Here is a 20884-nt window from a genome sequence, read left to right on the forward strand (position 1 = left end):
CAAATCAGTTAGTTTTTACCTAACCTTTTTGGAGCCCATTAATATCTAACAATTATGGAACACTTCATAAATTAATAAATTGTTTTTTAATACAATTTATTAGTCAACGTTTTCACGTCGAACCACACAGGTACCTTCAGGAACTTCGAAATCTTTTTGAATCAAAGTTAATTTTCCGGTATCGGCGTCTCGTGAGTAAAGAGTAGCATTGTCACTGTTTTGGTTAGCAACGATAAACAGTGATTCATCGGCACTAAAGTTAAAGTCGCGAGGAAATTCACCTTCACTTGAAATCAATTGAATTCGTTTTAAATCACCATTTGGCTTAATCTTAAATACCGCAATTGAATCGTTACCACGGTTTGAGACATAGACAAAGCGATTGTCCTTTGAAACTTTGATTCCAGCAGCACCGTTGTGACTTTCCCAATCGTCAGGAATGGTTGAAACAATTTGTTGAACCGTGAATAATCCAGCCTCTTCGTTGTAGTCAATCACAGCAACTTTACTGCTTAGTTCACCAACAAGGTAACCCTTTCCAGTTCCTGGAACAAAAGTAATGTTTCGTGGTCCAAAGCCAGGGTGAGCGTTGACTTCGCTGACTAAGTTTAATTTACCTTGATCAGAAACATCATAGAGGTAGACGCGGTCAAGACCAAGGTCACACACTACCAGTCGATTATCAGGAGTTAGATTGGCATAATGAGGGTGTGGTCCGTCGGCCTGCTCAGGAAGTGGCCCAGGAATTCCATTATCTTGGGCACGATCGGTAAGCTTTAAAGTGCCATCTTCTTGGATTTTGTAAACGCTGGCGTGTCCCATGTGGTAGTTGGCGGTAAAGACAAATTGGCGTCTTTCGTCAATGGAAACAAAGGCGGCTGAAGTACCTTTTTCGATGCATTCCTGCATTTCTTTAGCTGGGATGGTTTTACCATCGAAAGTTGCTACTCCACCACGGAGTTCTGGTTCGTCCATATTACGATCAACGGAGTAGATCTTGTGGGCTTTTGACTCGGCAAGATATGTAGGACTCCCAATCTCGGCTACTAATTGAGTGTTTTGTAATCTTTTTTTGTCGGTATCTAACTCGATTTGGTAGATACCCTGGCTAGCATTAATGGTGTAAGTTCCAATTAAATATTTTTCAATCATGATCTCAATTCCCTCCTAATATATACAGTTTCATTTTGCCACAAAAGTGATCCTTTTGCAGTCGAAATGTATTTTTATTTATTCAAGTTTCAAATTTTATGGATGGCAAAAGTAGTAATCGTGACGGAAATGAAATTAGTTTAGTAAATCCTATTGACGTGTCACGTGAGCGGTGTAAACTATTGGAAATTTCACCTATCAACTACTCGTGAAATTATCAACAGGTTTGGAGGGATGAAAATGGGAAGCAAAGCAAAATTTGTTAACTCACCAAACGAACTTTTTGCTGGTTCGTTTGGCATCGAGATCGAGGAGGAACGGGTTGATCTGAATCGTGACAGTCTCTCTCGCTATGCTCACAGACGTGAACTAGGTGATCGACGAGGGAAAACACACTTTCAGACTGACTTTGCTGAGTGTATGGAAGAATTAGTTACGGATAAACACACGACCACCAAAGGAGTGCTCCTACAAATGCGATCACTTCAGTCTATTCTTCATGGAACACTAGAACCAAGTGAGATTATTTGGCCGATGTCGATGCCACCCAAACTTGATGAAGATGATGTTAATTTTGTAAGAAAGACGTTTAAGCGTTTTTGGATGGATGATTATCGCAAATGGCTCGTGAGACGCTACGGAATTTTTCGTCAAATCATGTGTGGCATTCATTTTAACTATTCACCCAGTGCTCAAATTATTGAGATTTTTCAACGAAATTATTCCATTGATAGTCAGAAAAGGGCACAGTCAGAGCTGTTGTTTCAAATTGCTCAACAATTGGTAGGATATCGTTGGCTTTTAACGTACCTTTTTGGGGCAAGCCCGTTATCAGAAAATCCAGAAGATCACTTATTCGGTGCTGAAAAAAAGATTGTCCCAGTCCGTTCTTTACGTTCCAGTCAATACGGATACGAAAACTTGGATAATATCCATGTTTCTTACGCTAGTTTGAGTCAATACGTAAACAACTTGCAGCATGAGGTTAATTCCCACAAATTATTTTCCGAGAGCGAGTTTTATGGTCCGGTGCGCTTGAAGGCTAAAGATGGGGTTAATTCTGTTAAGGAAGAGGGATTCGACTATCTTGAACTTCGGACCCTTGATCTTGATCCATTTGACTTTTTAGAGATTAATTTAAAAACTTTAAATTTCATCCATCTTATAATAGTTGACGGGATCATTAATCCTCAGAAATGGACTGACGAAAGTTTAAATGAAGCAAAAAATCAAAATAATCGGGTCGCTTTACAGCATCCAACTGCTCCGTTACCACCATCTTTACAGAGTAAGACTTATCGGGTCTTAGATCAGATTGATGAATTAATTGAACATGCTCCTAATGATTTAAAACCAGAGCTAGTTCAAGCTAATGAGGCCGCTAGAAATAAAGTTGATAATCCAAACTTGACACCATCCGCAAAACTAATGAAATATGCTGAGAATCGCTCATTAATGAATTTTGGAATTCAGCGCGGTAAGCAACTAAAAAAAGAGTATGAAAATCAGAGCCTTGAGGATGCTTTTCCTGGGGTTCAACCAGATACAGTTAATCAATACATTGAGAAACAAAAGGGAGTTTAATGAGTATTCATTAACTCTCTTTTTTGAATCATCCTGAGACTATATAAATGACACACCCGGTATGTTATACTTATAAGAGTTTGGAGGCATCAAAATGGCAGATAACGAACAATTTGTGATTATCACGGGCATGAGTGGAGCAGGTAAGACACTGGCCATGCAAACATGTGAAGATTTAGGGTACTTTTGCGTTGATAATATCCCACCTTCTTTAATTCCGAAGTTCATGGAATTGGTTCACACTTCTAGTGAAATTAAGAAGGTTGCTTTAGTAATTGATTTAAGGGCTCCAGCCTCATACCGCGAAATTGTTGATACTTTGGTTAATATGTCTAACGACAAAGACACTGAGGATCAGGTGATTTTTCTCGATGCCTCTGACGAAAAATTAGTGTCTCGATATAAAGAAAGCCGGAGAACCCATCCCTTAGCACGAAAAGGGCGGGTAGTTGATGGAATTGAAAAAGAACGAAAATTAATGAAAAGGGTCAAAGACTCTGCTGATCTTGTTATTAATACAAGTGATTTGACCCCACAGGAATTACGTGAGGAAATCATTCATAAGTTTAAGCTCTCTCATTCAGAGCCATTTCACGTTGAATTAATGTCGTTTGGATTTAAATATGGGCTTCCAATCGATGCTGACATTATTTTGGATGTGCGTTTTTTAAAGAATCCATTTTATGTGGTTAAGTTAAGAAGTAAGACTGGAAAAGATCAAGATGTTTATGACTACGTTATGAACCAAGATGAAGCTAATGAATTTTATGAAAAAGTCTTTGACCTCGTTAAATTTACGTTACCTAAATTTAAAAAAGAAGGAAAATCGACTGTCACCATGGCAATCGGTTGTACTGGCGGTCAACATCGTTCGGTTGCAATGGTTGAACGATTGGCTAAGGATATCAAGGATCAACTTGGATATCCAGTTAATGTTACCCATAGAGACATTAACCGTCACAAAGGGGTTAAATAAATGATTGATAAAGTAGGTAAAAGAATCGGACGTCCTAAAATGGTTGTAATTGGAGGAGGAACCGGTTTACCTGTAATTTTAAAAAGTTTGAAAAAGCGTGATGTTGATATTACCGCTGTTGTCACGGTGGCTGATGATGGGGGGTCATCAGGGATCCTTAGAAACTACATTAATGTTTTGCCACCGGGAGATATTCGCAATGTTATAGTGGCACTTTCGACGTTGCCTCAGATTGATTTGGATATCTTTCAGTATCGCTTTGAATCTTCCGACAAGTTTCTTGCTGGGCATGCCATTGGCAATTTAGTAATTGCGGCGCTTTCTGAAATGAGTGGCGGCTTTTTTGATGCCATCCAAAAGTTGACCGACATTATGAAGGTCGACGGGCATGTGTATCCGGTGTGTGATGAAAGTTTAGAGCTACATGCTGAGTTTTCCGACGGGACGACCATGTCTGGAGAATCTGAAATTACCAATTCTGACAAAATGATTAAAAAAGTGTGGGTTGAATCTACTGATGGCAATAAGAAGCCAGAGGCAGTTCCAAGTGTGATCAATGCGATCATGAACGCTGACCAAATTGTTTTGGGACCGGGAAGCTTGTTTACCAGTATCTTACCCAACCTGATGGTTGATAATGTTGGCAAAGCGGTTACTGAGACCGACGCGGAAGTTGTTTATATTTGTAATATCATGACTCAGAAGGGTGAAACCGATAATTTCACTGATGCTGATCATGTCCGGGTTTTAAATCGTCATTTGAAAACTAATTTTATCGATACCGTTTTGGTTAACAATAAAAAAGTTCCAGCAAGTTATATTGATCATCAACGCTGGGGTGATGAAGCTCAACCAGTGAAATCTGATTTTAAGGGTTTAAAGAAACAAGGTTGTCGGGTAATCTCTTCTGATTTTCTTGAATTAAGAGACCATGGAGCTTTTCATAATGGACTATTAGTGTCCGACGAACTGATTCGTTTATTAGGGCAACCTAAAATTCGCCATTAGGGGATGATTAGATGTCATATGCTAGTGACGTCAAAAAAGAATTAACTAACCTAGAAGTCCATCGAGCTAACGCAAAAGCAGAACTGATGGCGTTGATTCGAATGAATGGAACACTTAAAATATCCGAAAAACACCTGGTGTTAGATGTTCAGTCCGAAAATCCAGCAATTGCTAGACGACTGTATCAACTTTTACTTCAGTTTTATCACGTTGAAGGAGAAGTTCTGGTTCGAAAAAAGATGAAACTAAAAAAGAACAATCTATACGTGGTGCGTTTGAATCATCATGTAAGAGCAATCTTGGATGATTTGGGCATTTTGGATGGAAACAAGATTATTGAACGGGTGCCATTAGAGTTACTTAAAGATGATGGGCAGGTTCGTTCTTACTTACGTGGTGCATTCCTAGCGGGGGGATCCGTTAATAATCCAGAAACATCTCGGTATCACCTTGAAATTTATTCAACGTATGAGAATCATAACGAAATGATTGCGGAGATGATGAATCGTTATCATTTGGGCGCTAAAACTACCACGAGACGAAGCGGGTGTATTGCGTACCTGAAAGAAGCTGAAAAGATTGCGGATTTTCTGCAATTAATTGGGGCCACTAATTCTATGTTAAAATTTGAGGACATTCGAATTGTCAGAGACATGCGGAATTCCGTTAACCGACTTGTAAACTGTGAAAATGCCAATATGAATAAGGTAGCCAATGCATCAACTAGGCAAATTGAAAACATTCAGTTTATAAAGGAAACCGTGGGGCTTAAAAAGTTGCCACCAAAGCTTCGAGACGTTGCCGAGGTTCGCATGAAGCATCAAGAAGTGAGTTTAAAGGAGTTAGGTGATTTGGTTCCAGGAGGACCGATTTCTAAGTCCGGCGTGAATCATCGATTACGTAAGATTAATGAGTTTGCGGCTGGATTACGATCTGACGAGTAAAAAAAGACTGGTATATTTATCAGTCTTTTTTAATTAGGATAATAATACTTAAATGATTTTTGTGAAGTAAGGACCCAAATGGTAAAATTATTTTAAATAAGTTACGTATTAATTGGTATGTTATGGGGTATATAGTTTGAGTAATTTTGAATTTTTAAAAGAAGACTTAGATACTAAAGATTATTTTTTACCTGCTAAAAAAGCGGAGGATTTCTATACTCAAAATCATTATGATGATGAATTTGTTAATATTCGAAAGATTGTTGAGGATATAGCGTCTAAAGTTTTAGATTTTGCATATATAAATGTTGGTAATAGGGATACATTGGCAACTAAATTATACGAAATAAAAAGACAAAATCTTATTTCTGATGATGCAGTAATTGAAGATCTTTATAAATTAAAAAAGATAGGTAATAGCAGTGCACATGAATTGGAAGAAACTATTACTAAAAGTGATGCGTTAGATGGATTAAAAAAACTTCAGAGTGTATTAGTGTGGTTTAGTAATAAATATACAAATAATTTGAATAACAATATTTCTTTTGTAACTCCTAAAATGGTAATTTCTTATAATACTATGGAAAAAAGAGTTATTTATGCTCAAACAGCCAACAATTCAAATGGACAGTTCCCAGCTTATGATGGATTAGAAAAAATTGGAGAATCATCATTACCAAATGACGAAATGGAATTGGATACAACACCAGATAGTGTGGATTTGCGAAATTCAGCGGAAAAAAGAATTAATCAATATATGGAGACATCTGGTGTCCCACATATTTTGCAATGGGCTGAATTAGCCTGGAATAAAAAAACAAAAACTTTCTTTCATGATTATGATGTCCATAATGTTTTAAGCAGATCAGGGATTAAGAAGGATAACGGAACAGCTGGTCAAGAATGGTTTCGTACCGATTTAAATACAGTTAAAAAAGCGATTAAAGCAGTAAAAGACGGTAAGAGTGCTATTGGAACAGTGAAACCAAAAGCTCCCATAATTAAGTTGCGTCCTGAACAGAATGATGCAGTTAAGAAGACAAAAAGAGTTTTTGAAAAAAACAGCAAAAGTAATAATAAAATGCTTTGGAATGCCAAAATGCGATTTGGAAAAACTTTAACTGCTTTGGAACTTGTTAAAGAAGAAGAATATAAAAAGGTTTTAATAATGACTCACCGTCCTGTTGTATCAGATAGTTGGTTTGAAGATTTTAACAAATCAGGTTTAAGTAATGATGGATATCAATTTGGATCTAAGAAGAAGGGTGAATCTATTACCAACTTATTAAATTCAAAAGATCCATTTATTTATTTTGCTAGTATACAAGATCTACGTGGATCATTTTATGTAGGTGGAAAATCTAGTGATAAAAATAAGGAGCTTTTTAATACTGATTGGGATTTAGTAATTATTGATGAAGCACATGAAGGTACACAAACAGAACTAGCAGAAAGAGTATTAAATGCTGTTAAAAAAGAAAATACTAAAGTATTAGAATTATCAGGGACTCCATTTAATATCGTTGATCAATATAAGGATGATCAAGTCTATACATGGGATTATGTAGATGAACAGAAAGCTAAAGAAAATTGGTCTCAAAAATGTCCTAATGATGATAATCCTTATGAAGGTCTACCTAAGGTTTCAATGTATACATTTGAAATGAAGAATAAAGATAAATTTGAAACGTTGGATAAGTCTTTTGATTTTAAAGAATTTTTTAAGGTAAATAATGATGGTAAATTTATTTATGAAAAACGGATAGAAAAATTTCTTGATAACATTACTAGTACAAATAAAAATACCAAGTATCCATTTTCAACTGAAAATTTTAGAAATAAATTGAGACATACACTCTGGCTTCTTCCAGGAGTTAAAGAAGCTGATGCATTAGAAAAGTTAATGAAGAAACATCCTATTTTTAAAAATTATAATATTATAAACGTTGTAAAAGATGGCCATGAGGATAATGCTACTGATGGTGATTTACAACGTGTCCATGATGCCATCGGAAAGCATCCATCTGAAACAAAAACAATTACATTAACTGTTAGAAAGTTAACTACAGGTATAAATGTAAAAGAATGGACAGGAGTTGTATTTTTATCAAATACTAATAGTCCTACTCAATACTTGCAAGCAGCCTTTAGATCACAAACTCCGTTTTCTGATGAAAAAATGGGAATGAAAACAAATGCTTATATATTTGATTTTGCACCAGATAGAGCACTTACGATGGCATCTAGTATTACAAATTTACATTCAAATGCGGGTCAAGTAAACGATAAAAAACATACAGAGAAGATGGAAAATCTTCTTAACTTTTTCCCAGTAATTGGTGAATCAGGAAATGGAATGAAAAATTATAATATTGATGATTTAATGGGGCAGGTAAAGAAGGTTTATGCAGAAAAAGCTGTAAGGACTGGATTTGATGATGATTCGATTTATAGTGATCAATTACTGTTTAGTTTAGATGAAAATGACATTAAAAAAATTAATGGAATTAAAAAAATTATTGGAACTACTAAGAAAGAAAAAGCCCCTATAAAAATTACAGTAAATTCTACTGGGTTAGATCAGGAAGAGTATGAAAAATCTCTTGATTTTGAAAAAAAGTCTGCAAAATCACGTTCTCAAGCTGAACAAGAAATTATTAATAAAAAGAAAAATGCAAAGAAGCAAAGAGAAGCATTGATTTCTGTATTGAGAGGTATTTCAATTCGAATTCCCTTAATGATTTATGGTATGAATGTTGATATTTCTGAGGATGTTGATATTGATACATTTATAAATAAAGTAGATGATAAATCATGGATTGAATTTATGCCAAAAGGCATAACAAAGGGTAAATTCAGGGAAATAGTAAAATATTATGATCATGATATTTTTGTTGGCGCAGGAAGAATAATTAGGCAGAAAGTTAAGGATTTAGATTTATTAGATCCGGTTGAAAGAGCCGAGCAATTAGCTCAAATCTTTGGTACTTTTAAGAATCCAGATAAAGAAACGGTATTGACTCCATGGCGTGTTGTAAATATGCAATTAGGAATGACTATTGGCGGATATTCGTTTTTTGATGAGGAGTATAATGACACTATGAAGGGTGGTATCCCAGCAAATCATTGGATTCAAACTAATAAAACTGATGATATATTTTATGATGATACTAGTATATTAGAAATAAATTCTAAAACTGGATTGTATCCTTTATATGCTGCTATATCTTTGTATAAACAACGCATTGATAAATTAAATAATAGAATGGCTGGCAAGTTTACGTCAAAACAAGAAGACGATATTTGGGAAAATATTTTATGTCAAAATATTTTTGTTATTGCAAAGACACCAATGGCAAAAACTATTTCCGAACGTACATTAACGGGATTTAAGACTATTAAAACAAATATTAAATATATTGATGGTATCGTAGAAAATTCTCGTAATGATATTAATGGTGAAGTAAAAGAAATTAGGGAGGATTTTAATAAAATGAAGTTTGATGTTGTAGTTGGTAATCCTCCATATCAAAAACCAGAAACTAGAGAAGGAGGGCGCATGGAACAGTTATATCCTCAGTTTATGGATTTATCGTATAAATTGGCGGATGTAAGTATTCTTATCACTCCGGCAAGATTTCTGGCTGGTAAAAATCAATGGTCGCAAAAATTACTTTCTGACAAACATTTTAAAATAGTCAAGTATTTTAAGGATGGTAAGCAAATATTTCCCAATACAGAAATTAAGGGTGGAGTTGTAATTACATCATATGATATTAATGAAAATAATGAACCCATTAATGTATTTCTTCCTAATGACAAATTAAAGGACATATTTAATAAAGTTTGGAAGTCTGATTCTAATAAAAAGTCAATAACAGAAATAGTTACACCAAGACCAGCATATAGATTTTCAGAAAAATTCTTTGTAGAAAACGTCGATGCTTACGCAAAACTAGGTAAGACCAAACATGATGGGATAAACTCAAATGCTTTTAAGCAATTTCCAAATATATTTTTAAGCCCAGACCAAATTGGCAACAAAGTAAATCAGAATAATTTCTATAGAGTTTTAGGACTAGATAATAATAAAAGAGTATGGAAATTTATTAGAAAAGATTATGTTAAAAATAATGATTTTACTCATAAATACAAAGTTATTATTCCAAAGTCAAACGGAAATGGGTTAATTGGTGAAGCACTTAGTCATCCTATGATTTGTGATCCTGATTTTATTGCAACAGATACATTTTTAAATATTGGTCAATTTGAAAGTAATATTGAAGCTAAGGCACTTCTTAAATATTTAAAAACTAAGTTTGCTAGAATTATGTTAGGAGTTTTGAAAGTAACTCAGGATAATCCGAAAAGTGTTTGGAAATATGTTCCTATGCAAGACTTTACTCAAAATTCGGATATTAATTGGAGTGAGTCTGTGGATTCTATTGATGCTCAATTATTTAAAAAGTATAAACTTTCTGACTCTGACATCAACTTTATTGAAAATCAAGCTTCTAGAATGGAGTAATTTAATAAATGTCAAAAAAAAAATTAGTAGGATCTGTTGACAGAGTTAAAAACAATGGTGAAGTTTTCACTCCACAAAAGATTGTAAAATTTATGCTAAATCAACCTGAACTAAAAAAAGCCTTTAACATACTAAATTCGACTTTTTTAGAACATTCAGCTGGACAAGGAGCATTTTTAATAGAGATTCTAAAGAAAAAAATGAAATTAGCAGAGAAGTTAAGCTCATCCAAAAAAGAATATGATGAAAAAGTTTTAATAGGGCTATCTTCAATTTATGGAATTGAGTTACTTGAAGATAATGTTGAAATGTTGGTTATGAATATGATTTTAGAATTTGATGAGGTTTATAAAAATGTGGTAAAAACGCATTTTGCTGACAAAACCAGTAGAGATGTTATTAAAAGTGCAAAAACAATAATTCAGGCTAATATGGTTCAAGGGGATGCATTAACAAAAGAAACTAGTACTGGTGATCCAATAATCTTTAGTGAATGGAAATTATTGCCTAAAAAGTATGGGGTAATAAAAGTAAAAAGAGAAGAAATTACGTTTGCATCTATATTTGATGAGAGTAAAAATAACGATTTGGCTTCTTCTCATGGTGTGGAAGAATATGATTTGTTTCAAAATGATTTTGAAACAAAAGAAAGAGAAGTAGAATTGATTAATTATTCCCCAGTTAAGATTACTAAAGTTTATCGTGAACTTCGAGATTCTTGATTAAACAAAAAAGCAGCAATTAGAATAATAATTCTAATTGCTGCTTTTGTTATAAACAGAAACTAATTATTTTTTGTCAGAACTGTTTTTCATGATACCATCAATCAAACCGTAATCGACTGCTTCGTCAGCAGTAAGATAATTGTCTCGTTCAGTATCACGGTTAACTCTTTCAAGGGGTTGACCGGAATTTTCGGCAAGTAATTCATTAATCATCTTACGAGCACGCAAAATTTCTTTTGCGGCGATTTCGATTTCAGTTTGTTGACCTTGAGCACCACCAGATGGTTGGTGAATCATGATTTGAGCATGTGGCAATGCAAAGCGCTTTCCTTTGGCACCAGATGAAGCCAAGACACTGGCCATTGATGCTGCCATCCCCATTACGATGGTTTGAACATCGGCGTGGATGAAGTTCATCGTATCGTAGATTGCCATTCCAGAAGTGATAACACCACCTGGTGAGTTGATGTACAAGTAGATATCTTTGTCAGAGTCTTGAGCATCCAAGAACAATAGTTGAGCAATAATTGCGTTAGCCATATCATCCTGGATTTCACCGGATAACATAATGATTCGGTCTTTTAGAAGACGTGAGTAAATGTCATATGCACGTTCACCTTGTGGTGAGTTTTCGATGACAGTTGGAACTAAATTCATATCCATACTCCTCCTTTGATAATTTCAAATTATATCAAGTTATAAAAGTCATTCTACATTAAAGGTCAATAAAGGTCAAAAACTTTGCTTGATGATAATTATGCGATTGATTCACGTGAGTATTTGTGTAAATCAACTTCTTTATTGTAGTTCATCTTGGTGTCTTCTGGGAAGTAGACGCCATACCAAAGAATGAAAGTGTAGATGGTAAAGATCTTTTGCATGCTGGATTTACCTTCCATGTGTTCTTTCAGGATGCGGTCTAATTCGTCCACATTAAAGAACTTTTGGGCAATATCGGAATGAAATGCTGTTTCGATTTTATCATGGTATTTGGGTTCTTTGATCCATTGTGCGATTGGGGATGGGAAACCTAGTTTTTCTTTGTCGGCAACGACCTTTGGTACTTGCGAGGAAGCCGCTTTTCGAAAGGCCACCTTAGTGATTGGATTGCCGTCTTTATCAAATGAAATTCGAGTTTTAGTTGGCATCGTTTTGGCGAATTCTGCTACGTCTTTGTCAACTAGTGGAGTTCGAACTTCAAGACTGTTAGCCATGCTCATCCGGTCAGCCTTTTGCAGGATATCAAAGGGTAACCAGGTGTTAATGTCAAAGTACTGTTCCTGCGTTACTTCGTCCCTGCCAGCCACTTCATCAAAGATATGCTTAGTGTACTGACCAGTATCGAAGTTAAGTGATTTATCTTTTAAGACGCGCTCACGATCGTGTTCGTCAAACACGTAGTTAACCCGATAGTATCGTTCATACAACGGTTGAGCACCACGGATTAAGAAACGACGACCGTGAAAACGTGGGAGTGATGAGGCGATTTTACCGAGAGCGGTTCTAACAAACTTTGGTACCATCTTTTGGTACTTCTCAAAGGTAAAAGCTTCAAGGTACGTATTGTATCCGCCAAAGAATTCATCAGCACCTTCACCGGATAATGAAACAATTAGGTCTTTTCTAGCACTATGTGACAGGTAGTAAAGTTGTGGAGCAGAAGGATTAGACAGTGGTTCGTCCATGTAGTACATCATAGTAGGAAGGAAATCGAAGTAATCCTCACCATCAATTGTGGTGGCCGTGTTCTTTTGTCCAATTTCTTTTGCAAACTTAGTTGACCATTTTAATTCACTGTACTTAGAACCGTTAAACCCAAGTGAAAATGATTGCATGGGTTTAATCTTAGCGGCTTCATTGAGCACATAACTGGAATCGACACCGCTTGAGAGAAAACTACCCAAAGGAACGTCAGACGCCATGTGCGCCTTAACACTGTCATCAACTAATCCTTCGATCTTTTTAGCGTCCCCATCAATGGTTTGCGAATTATCAATGTGATCGTAGTTGTACTTGTAGTATGTGTCAGTGGTAGTTTTACCATCTTTATAGATGAAATACTGTCCTGGCATCACCTTATAAACGTTTTTAAACATTGTTTCTGATGATGGGATGAATTCAAAACTTAAGTGAACTGGTAATAATTTGGTATTCAGTTCCTTTTTAAAATTAGGGTTTGCCAAAAAGGCTTTGATTTCGGATCCCCACATGAAGTTCGTTCCATCATCATAGTAGTAGAGTGGTTTGATACCAAAGTGGTCTCGAGCTCCGAAGACTTGGTGTTTCTTTGAATCGTAGATTGTAAATGCAAACATTCCGCGAAGCTTTGAAAGTAATTTTTTCGGACCCCATGCTTCGTATCCGCGAATTAAAACTTCTGAATCACAGTCAGTATCAAATTTTTGACCTACTGCAATTAATTCTTTTTGTAAATCTTTATAATTATAAATCTCACCATTAAAGGTTAAAACGTCGGTATCATTATCACCAAACATTGGTTGATGACCATTGGCTAAGTCAATGATTGATAAACGACGAAAACCCATTGAGATTTCATCATTTTGGAAGAAACCATCATCATCTGGTCCACGGTGTTTAATTCTTTTAGCCATGCTTTTGATAGTATCCTTCGGGATATTATTTTGGTTAATATAACCAGTAAATCCACACATAGTATCCTCTCCTTTTCAATTGCTTATTAAATTGATTATTTCTGCTAACCAAACTCCATTAACTATCTTAAGTTGTTCGCACACAAAAGGCTAGCTATGTATGGCTAGTCTCAATAAAATATTAATAAATTTGTCTATTTAACGGTTACATTATGGGTTACATTGCTTACAGAACAGCCCTTGTTAGCCGGAACTGTCTAATTAATTTTTAGACGAACGCTTAACCGTCATCCGCTTTAACGGAAACAAGATTCCAAGAATCAAGCCAATACTTAATGTAAATGAAAACATAATTATACCAATAATGGTTCCGACTTTCATCATTAAATCATGACTAAGCATGGCATCAAGATTGATAACACAACCAATTATAAAGATTACTACCCATAATATCGGAGATAAAATCTCGACCTTTTTCATTAAAGGTTTGTCTTGTGTAATGGTTTTCCAGTTCTTCTCATAGAGAATAATGATGCAAATGTCAATCACGAAGAGGGGGAGTAACCAAAGGTCACGTAAATTAAAGGGCAAAATAAATAATATTATCCCAATTACGAGTAAGACCAGCTCAAAAAAGTAAGCATACTTTGAGATATAACCATACCGTTTTATACGGATCATCTTTTGTCTAAAACTTAATTTTGGTTTGTGGTTATTTTCAGGGTTGTGACCGGTCAGGTTACTGACTGGAACTTGATAAAGGGTAGCAAGGTTGCTTATCGCATTTTGATCAGGTTTACTTCTACCATTTTCCCACGCTGAAATGGTTTTTCTTGAAACGTTAATTTTATTGGCAACTTCTGCTTGAGTTAATTGATTTTGTTTTCGATATTTTTTAAGGTTTGCGTTTAATTTCATATATAAGTTCCTACAGTTCGACTTAACCTCTATTATAACGGTAATGGTCAATTGAAAGAAATTAAAAGCAGTGAGCGAGACTCTCTCACTGCTTTATGCGCATGGACGGAATCGAACCGTCATCTCAAGAACCGGAATCTTACGTGCTATCCATTACACTACACGCGCAACACAATATTAAATATAGTAGATTAGAGGAAAAAACTCAAGATAATAATGGTTTTTAATTACAAATGGGGTTTGTTTTTGCTATACTATTTCTGGTAATGAATTTCGAATTCATTGTCACAATTTTATCGCTTGTAGCTTGTCATTTGGTGTTTTTAATCACTGACATGATTTGGCAAAAGTGTTAAGATGTGAATGTATTAAAATTTGATTATTCCAAAAGGAGGAAGCATATTATGACTACAAAAATTGGTCTTAATGGTTTCGGAAGAATTGGTCGTCTAGCATTCAGACGTATCCTTGAATTGAATTCAAGTGATATCGAAGTTGTAGCAATTAATGATTTAACTACCCCTTCAATGTTAGCTTACCTACTAAAATATGACTCAGTTCATGGTCGCTTTGACGGTGACGTTTCAGCTACTGAAGATGCAATTATCGTTAACGGTACTCGTATCCCAGTTTATGCAGAACGTGACGCAAAGAACATTCCTTGGGTTAAAAATGATGGTGTTGACTTCGTACTTGAATGTACCGGCTTCTACACATCAAAAGAAAAAGCACAAGCTCACCTTGACGCTGGTGCAAAGCGTGTCTTGATTTCAGCACCTGCTGGTCAAATGACTACTGTTGTTCCTGGTGTTAACATGGATGATTTGACTTCAGAAGACAAGATCGTTTCTGCTGGTTCATGTACCACTAGTTGTTTAGCACCTATGGCTTACTGGTTGAACAAAGACTTTGGCGTTAAGTTAGGTACTATGACTACTGTCCATGCTTACACTGCTTCACAAGCACTTCAAGATGGTCCACGTAGCGCTAAGTTACAAAACAACCGTGCCGCAGCTATTAACACTGTACCTCACTCAAGTGGTGCTGCTAAAGCTATCGGTTTGGTTATTCCAGAACTTGATGGTGTCCTTAAAGGTCACGCACAACGTGTTGCCGTAGCTGATGGTTCATTAACTGAATTAGTAGCTGTCTTAGACAAGAACGTCACTGCTGAAGAAGTTAACGATGCTATGAAGAGTCATGCAAACGATGCCTTTGGTTATGCTGATGACTACATGGTTTCAACCGACGTTATCGATGACTCACACGGATCAGTATTTGATCCAGGTCAAACTGAAATCACCCAAAGTGGTGACACTCAATTAGTTAAAACTGTTGCTTGGTACGATAACGAATGGGGCTTCACTTGCAACATGGTTCGTACCTTGTTGAAATTTGCTACTCTATAATTTTAGATTGCAACTTTGAAAAGGCGGAGGAGGGAAATCTCTTCCGTCTTTTCCTTTATAAAATATAACTAACACTGGAGGCAATCACGATGGCAAAAGTAATCGTTGATGATTTAGATGTTCAAGGTAAAAAAGTTCTGATGCGTGTTGATTTTAACGTTCCAATTAAGGACGGTAAAATTGGTGATGACAACAGAATCGTTGCTGCTCTTCCAACAATCAAGTATGTAATTGATCATGGTGGTAAAGCAATCTTATTCTCTCATTTAGGCAGAATTAAAACAGAAGATGATAAACCCGGTTTATCACTTCGCCCAGTTGCAGAAAAATTAGCTGAATTGCTTGGCAAACCAGTTACATTTGTTCCTGTTACTGAAGGTCCGCAGCTTGAAGAGGCAATTGACAACATGTCTGACGGCCAAGTCCTTTTGGTACAAAATACCCGTTATGAAGATGTTGTTAATGGTAAGAATGTTAAACGTGAATCTGGTAATGATCCTAAGTTAGGGGAATACTGGGCTTCACTTGGTGATGAATTCATTAATGATGCGTTTGGAACTGCTCATAGAGAACATGCTTCAAACGTTGGGATCGCTAAAGCAATGGAAAAGGCTGGTAAGCCAGTTGCTGCCGGATACTTGATGGAAAAAGAAATTAAGTTTTTAGGTAACGCTGTTGATAATCCAAAGCATCCATTTATCGCAATTCTTGGTGGTGCTAAAGTTTCCGACAAAATTGGTGTGATCGATCACTTGTTGGACAAGGCTGATAAGATTATTATCGGTGGTGGAATGACCTATACATTCTATGCCGCTAAGGGAATCCCAGTTGGTAATTCACTTGTTGAAAAAGATAAGATTGATGTTGCTAAAGATATCCTCAAAAAAGGTGGAGACAAGATCGTCTTACCTGTTGACTCAGTGGTAGCCGACAAGTTTTCAAATGATGCAAAGGCTGAAGTCGTTGATGGTGGAATTCCAGACGGCATGATGGGTCTTGACATTGGTCCTAAGAGTATTAAATTATTCGAAGACGTTTTAAAGGACGCCAAGACCGTTGTTTGGAACGGACCAATGGGTGTTTTTGAATTTCCTAAGTTTGCTAAGGGAACCTTGGCAATTGGTAAATTCTTGGGTACATTAACTGATGCTACTACCATCGTTGGTGGTGGAGACTCAACTGCTGCTGTTAAGGAATTAGGTGTGGCTGATAAGCTTACCCATATCTCAACTGGTGGGGGAGCTTCGCTTGAATATCTTGAAGGTAAAACCCTTCCAGGGATTGCATCAATTTCTGATAAAAAGTAATTTAAAAGTCATCGATTTTAATCGGTGACTTTTTTGTTTGTATCAATTTTCTAGCTTATTGCTTCTCTTTCGGCTAAAATATAGGTAAAGATGAATTATGAGAGGAGAAGTATCATGCGTATTCCCTTTATTGGTGGGAACTGGAAAATGAACTTGTCTTTAGATGAAGCAGTTCAATTTGTGATTGATATCAAAGATAAAATACCAGATCCTAAAAACGTTGAAACAGCTCTTGCAGCTTCACCGTTATTTCTTGAATCAATGCTTAAAGCCAATGGATCGAGTCCATTGCACGTAACAGCTGAAAATTGCTTTTACAAAAATGAGGGTGCTTATACTGGAGAAGTTAGTCCTAAAGCTCTCAGTCAGATGGGAATCCCGTACGTGATCGTTGGTCATTCTGAAAGACGTCGTTACTTTAACGAGACTAATGACATCATTAATAAGAAGGTTCATGCGGTTTTAAATAACAATATGAAGCCGATATTATGTTGTGATGAAACGATGGGACGACTTGAGACTGGTGATCGAATCCACTGGGTAGTTAACCAGGTTACCGCTGGTTTGAAGGGCGTTTCCGAAAAAGACGCTTTAAAGGTCGTTATTGCCTATGAACCAAGTTGGGCAATCGGGACCGGTCATAGTGCTTCAACTACCGAAGCGGAAGAGGGATGTTACCTAATTAGACAAACTTTAGCTGACATTTACTCGGATGATATTGCTAACCAGATTCGAATCTTATATGGTGGAAGTGTGGACCCAAATAACATCATCTCGCTTATGAAACAAATTGATATTGACGGGATTTTAGCCGGTAAAAGTAGTCTTGAACCAAAGGAATTTTTGGAGCTTGCGAATTACCAAGATTTGCAAAATAATTAGTTATTATGATTGCAAGTTAAAGCCTAAACTAATAGAATTAAGTTGACCTTTAAATATAGGTAACAAATTCACTAAGGAGAGATAACATGTCAATTATTTCTGATATTTATGCTCGCGAAGTATTGGATTCACGTGGAAATCCAACTGTTGAAGCTGAAGTTTACACAGAAGACGGTGCAATGGGCCGTGGAATCGTCCCATCTGGTGCCTCAACTGGTGAACACGAAGCCGTAGAACTTCGTGACGGAGACAAAAATAGATATATGGGCAAAGGTGTTACTAAGGCTGTTAGCAACGTTAACAACATTATTGCCAAACAAATCGTTGGTTTCGATGTAACTGATCAATTAGGTATTGACCAAGCTATGATCAAACTTGATGGCACTCCAAATAAGGCTAAGTTAGGTGCTAACGCAATCTTAGCCGTTTCAATTGCTGCTGCTAGAGCTGCAGCTGATGAACTTGGCGTTCCATTATATAACTACTTAGGTGGTTTCGATGCACATGTTCTTCCAACTCCAATGATGAACGTTATCAATGGTGGTAAGCATGCTAACAACAAGGTTGATTTCCAAGAATTCATGATTATGCCAATTGGTGCAAAATCATTTAGAGAAGCTGTTCGAATGGGATCAGAAACATTCCATAACTTGAAAGCAATCTTAGCAGAACGTGGATACTCAACTGCTGTTGGTGATGAAGGTGGATTTGCACCTGATTTGAAGAATAACGAAGAGCCATTTGAAATCTTAGTTGAAGCAATCAAGCGTGCTGGATACAAGCCAGGTAAGGACATTTCAATTGCCTTTGACTGTGCCGCTTCAGAATTCTACAATGCTGACACTAAGAAGTACAACTTGGTTGGTGACGGTAAATCATACAATGCTGATGAATTCATCACTTTGCTTGACAGCATCGTTGAAAAATACCCAATCATTTCAATCGAAGACCCACTAGATGAAAACGAATGGGAAGATTGGCAAATGGCAACTAAGCGCTTAGGTAAGAAAGTTCAAATCGTTGGTGATGATTTGTTCGTTACTAACACTGAGTACTTATCAAAGGGTATTAAGATGAACGTTGCTAACTCAATCTTGATTAAGCTTAACCAAATCGGTACTTTAACTGAAACTGTTAATGCCGTTAACATGGCTAAGGAAGCTAGTTACACTGCAATTATTTCTCACCGTTCTGGTGAAACTGAAGATACCACTATTTCAGACTTAGTTGTTGCTTTAAACACTGGTCAAATCAAGACTGGTTCAATGAGTCGTGGTGAAAGAATTGCTAAGTACAATCAATTGATGAGAATTGAAGATCAATTAGGATCAGTTGCTGTGTACAAGGGAATTAACTCATTCTACAACTTGAGTCCAGAAGCAAAAGAAGCAATCATCAAAAAATAATTGATTTAAAAACACCTTCGTTATGAAGGTGTTTTTTTATACATAAATTTCGTGAGTTCGTAAACCTTCCTCGTATTTAATCACAGAAAGAGGAGGAGAAACATGAATATTACAAAACAATTTTCATTATTTTTAGCATTAATTGCAATTACAGTTGGATTATCATTGAGGATTTTTACTCCAAATGTGAGGGCAAGCGAATACACCATTACTGCTCATAAACATTGGGTAAATAAGGACGGAGAAAAGGATTCATCGTATGCCTTTGACATTGCCAGAGTGAACGTCAAAAATCGAGCTGATATCAAGGCGCCACTAATTCCTGGGTTTCATTTAGATAAAAGTATTCCACCAATCTATGTGGGAAGTGACGTGGTCGTTTTTAACTACAATAAAGACGAAGATTTGCCGATTCCGTCACCTCACATTCCGATTAAACCAATTCCAAGTAACGATCATCCAGATTCTGGTGGAACAGTTCCATCCAATGATCATAAGCACGATCGTCCAGTTGAACCGGCTGATAATCGTAAACCAATCGTACCAGCTGAACCGACCAAAAAACCCGCTCATTCTCAAGATCTGCCAGATAAACGACCTCATGAATCAGGTAGAATCGCCCCAGATAAAAAAATAGTTGGTAATCACAGTGAGCCAATGGCAAAACGTATCAGTCAGAGTAGTAAGAAGCAGAAAGATCAGTATGAACCCACGAAGAAGGTACTTGAAAATGGGATGAATCCAATGTTATTACGTGGTAAAAAAAGATCTGGGCGTCATCCTGTTCAAATGCCAAATGAAAACGGAATGAGCAAGTATAATCGACGTAATTTCACTCATCACGCTCCGTACCTAGATGCGAACCACGATTCAATTGCAACGGTTCACGTGAGAAGAAGTAAACATGGGGTAAACAGAACCCATACGAATCGCCAACCTACTAAAAGGTTACCTCAAACCGGGGAACGCACCAGCGAACTTCTTTCACTGATTGGAATGGTAATTTTGCTGTTCAGTTCGATTTTGTTTATTAGGACCAATCGAACTGAGAAATAATGATGGACTGGAAATAACTCCTAGTTTATGCTAAACTAATTAAAGTATTGATAAGCCTGTTTAGCTGATGGGTAGGAGGCATTTTTTTGAATAATCTTTTGATGATATTATTATGGATCGTTAGTATTCTCATTATTGGTGCAGTTTTAATGCAACCTTCTAAAAATAATGATGCAATGTCATCACTCTCTGGTGGTGCAAACGATTCTTCCTCTGAGTCCAAGCCGAGGGGCTTTGAGGCATTTATGCAAAAAGTGACTGTGGTACTAGGAATCTTTTTCTTTGGTATCGCATTAATTCTAATGTGGATTTCATCACATTAATAAAAAACCTCCTGTTAAACAGGGGGTTTTTGCATTTAAAGCGGATTACTAGCG

16 protein-coding genes and 1 tRNA gene are annotated in these 20884 nt (G+C 36.4%); 12 read left to right on the forward strand and 5 right to left on the reverse strand.

Annotation, left to right across the window (positions count from 1 at the left end; translation table 11 throughout):
- Positions 1 to 99: 99 nt before the first annotated feature.
- Complete coding sequence (locus AC6UD1_RS03695; RefSeq protein WP_500707323.1) at positions 100 to 1152, reverse strand: lactonase family protein; 1053 nt, start codon at positions 1150 to 1152, stop codon at positions 100 to 102.
- Positions 1153 to 1392: 240 nt separating this feature from the next.
- Between AC6UD1_RS03695 and AC6UD1_RS03700 the strand changes: the two genes are divergently transcribed.
- From AC6UD1_RS03700 to AC6UD1_RS03725, 6 genes are all read left to right on the forward strand, one after another.
- Complete coding sequence (locus AC6UD1_RS03700; RefSeq protein ID WP_500707324.1) at positions 1393 to 2736, forward strand: glutamate--cysteine ligase; 1344 nt, start codon at positions 1393 to 1395, stop codon at positions 2734 to 2736.
- Between the two features lie 94 nt (positions 2737 to 2830).
- Positions 2831 to 3712: an RNase adapter RapZ gene (rapZ, locus tag AC6UD1_RS03705; protein WP_500707325.1), complete on the forward strand. Its 882-nt coding sequence runs from the start codon at positions 2831 to 2833 to the stop codon at positions 3710 to 3712.
- On the forward strand, positions 3713 to 4720 hold the full coding sequence (gene mgfK, locus AC6UD1_RS03710) for a gluconeogenesis morphogenetic factor MgfK (RefSeq protein ID WP_500699770.1): 1008 nt from the start codon (positions 3713 to 3715) through the stop codon (positions 4718 to 4720).
- Positions 4721 to 4731: 11 nt separating this feature from the next.
- Positions 4732 to 5664: a DNA-binding protein WhiA gene (gene whiA / locus AC6UD1_RS03715; protein ID WP_500707326.1), complete on the forward strand. Its 933-nt coding sequence runs from the start codon at positions 4732 to 4734 to the stop codon at positions 5662 to 5664.
- Between the two features lie 136 nt (positions 5665 to 5800).
- Positions 5801 to 10192, forward strand: a complete 4392-nt coding sequence (locus tag AC6UD1_RS03720) for an Eco57I restriction-modification methylase domain-containing protein (protein ID WP_500707327.1) — start codon at positions 5801 to 5803, stop codon at positions 10190 to 10192.
- Positions 10193 to 10200: 8 nt separating this feature from the next.
- Positions 10201 to 10914, forward strand: coding sequence for an N-6 DNA methylase (locus AC6UD1_RS03725; RefSeq protein WP_500707328.1), 714 nt, complete (start codon positions 10201 to 10203; stop codon positions 10912 to 10914).
- Positions 10915 to 10980: 66 nt separating this feature from the next.
- On the opposite strand, the gene clpP is transcribed toward AC6UD1_RS03725, so the two are convergent.
- From clpP to AC6UD1_RS03745, 4 genes are all read right to left on the reverse strand, one after another.
- Positions 10981 to 11574, reverse strand: a complete 594-nt coding sequence (gene clpP / locus AC6UD1_RS03730; RefSeq protein ID WP_500694292.1) for an ATP-dependent Clp endopeptidase proteolytic subunit ClpP — start codon at positions 11572 to 11574, stop codon at positions 10981 to 10983.
- A gap of 98 nt (positions 11575 to 11672) precedes the next feature.
- Positions 11673 to 13589, reverse strand: a complete 1917-nt coding sequence (gene asnB, locus AC6UD1_RS03735; protein ID WP_500707329.1) for an asparagine synthase (glutamine-hydrolyzing) — start codon at positions 13587 to 13589, stop codon at positions 11673 to 11675.
- Positions 13590 to 13790: 201 nt separating this feature from the next.
- Positions 13791 to 14447: a helix-turn-helix domain-containing protein gene (locus AC6UD1_RS03740; RefSeq protein WP_500707330.1), complete on the reverse strand. Its 657-nt coding sequence runs from the start codon at positions 14445 to 14447 to the stop codon at positions 13791 to 13793.
- Between the two features lie 96 nt (positions 14448 to 14543).
- Positions 14544 to 14615, reverse strand: a tRNA-Arg gene (locus tag AC6UD1_RS03745).
- A gap of 236 nt (positions 14616 to 14851) precedes the next feature.
- Here AC6UD1_RS03745 and gap point away from each other — a divergent pair.
- The 6 genes from gap (at position 14852) to secG (ending at position 20830) form a co-directional block, all read left to right on the forward strand.
- Positions 14852 to 15856, forward strand: coding sequence for a type I glyceraldehyde-3-phosphate dehydrogenase (gene gap / locus AC6UD1_RS03750; protein ID WP_500696018.1), 1005 nt, complete (start codon positions 14852 to 14854; stop codon positions 15854 to 15856).
- An 89-nt stretch (positions 15857 to 15945) separates the two neighbouring features.
- Complete coding sequence (locus tag AC6UD1_RS03755; protein WP_500694296.1) at positions 15946 to 17163, forward strand: phosphoglycerate kinase; 1218 nt, start codon at positions 15946 to 15948, stop codon at positions 17161 to 17163.
- Between the two features lie 114 nt (positions 17164 to 17277).
- The gene (gene tpiA / locus AC6UD1_RS03760; RefSeq protein WP_500694419.1) at positions 17278 to 18045 is read left to right on the forward strand and encodes a triose-phosphate isomerase; all 768 of its coding nucleotides are present in this window, start codon (positions 17278 to 17280) and stop codon (positions 18043 to 18045) included.
- 86 nt (positions 18046 to 18131) lie between these two features.
- Positions 18132 to 19451 (forward strand): phosphopyruvate hydratase, encoded by a 1320-nt coding sequence (gene eno, locus AC6UD1_RS03765; protein ID WP_500694297.1) that lies wholly within the window; start codon positions 18132 to 18134, stop codon positions 19449 to 19451.
- Between the two features lie 102 nt (positions 19452 to 19553).
- Positions 19554 to 20507 carry an LPXTG cell wall anchor domain-containing protein gene (locus AC6UD1_RS03770; RefSeq protein ID WP_500707331.1) on the forward strand — a complete coding sequence of 318 codons (954 nt, stop codon included), beginning with the start codon at positions 19554 to 19556 and terminating at the stop codon, positions 20505 to 20507.
- A gap of 86 nt (positions 20508 to 20593) precedes the next feature.
- On the forward strand, positions 20594 to 20830 hold the full coding sequence (gene secG, locus AC6UD1_RS03775) for a preprotein translocase subunit SecG (protein ID WP_500694299.1): 237 nt from the start codon (positions 20594 to 20596) through the stop codon (positions 20828 to 20830).
- Positions 20831 to 20884 lie beyond the last annotated feature (54 nt).

The sequence above is a fragment of the Fructilactobacillus sp. X8R1C1 genome (assembly GCF_059900945.1).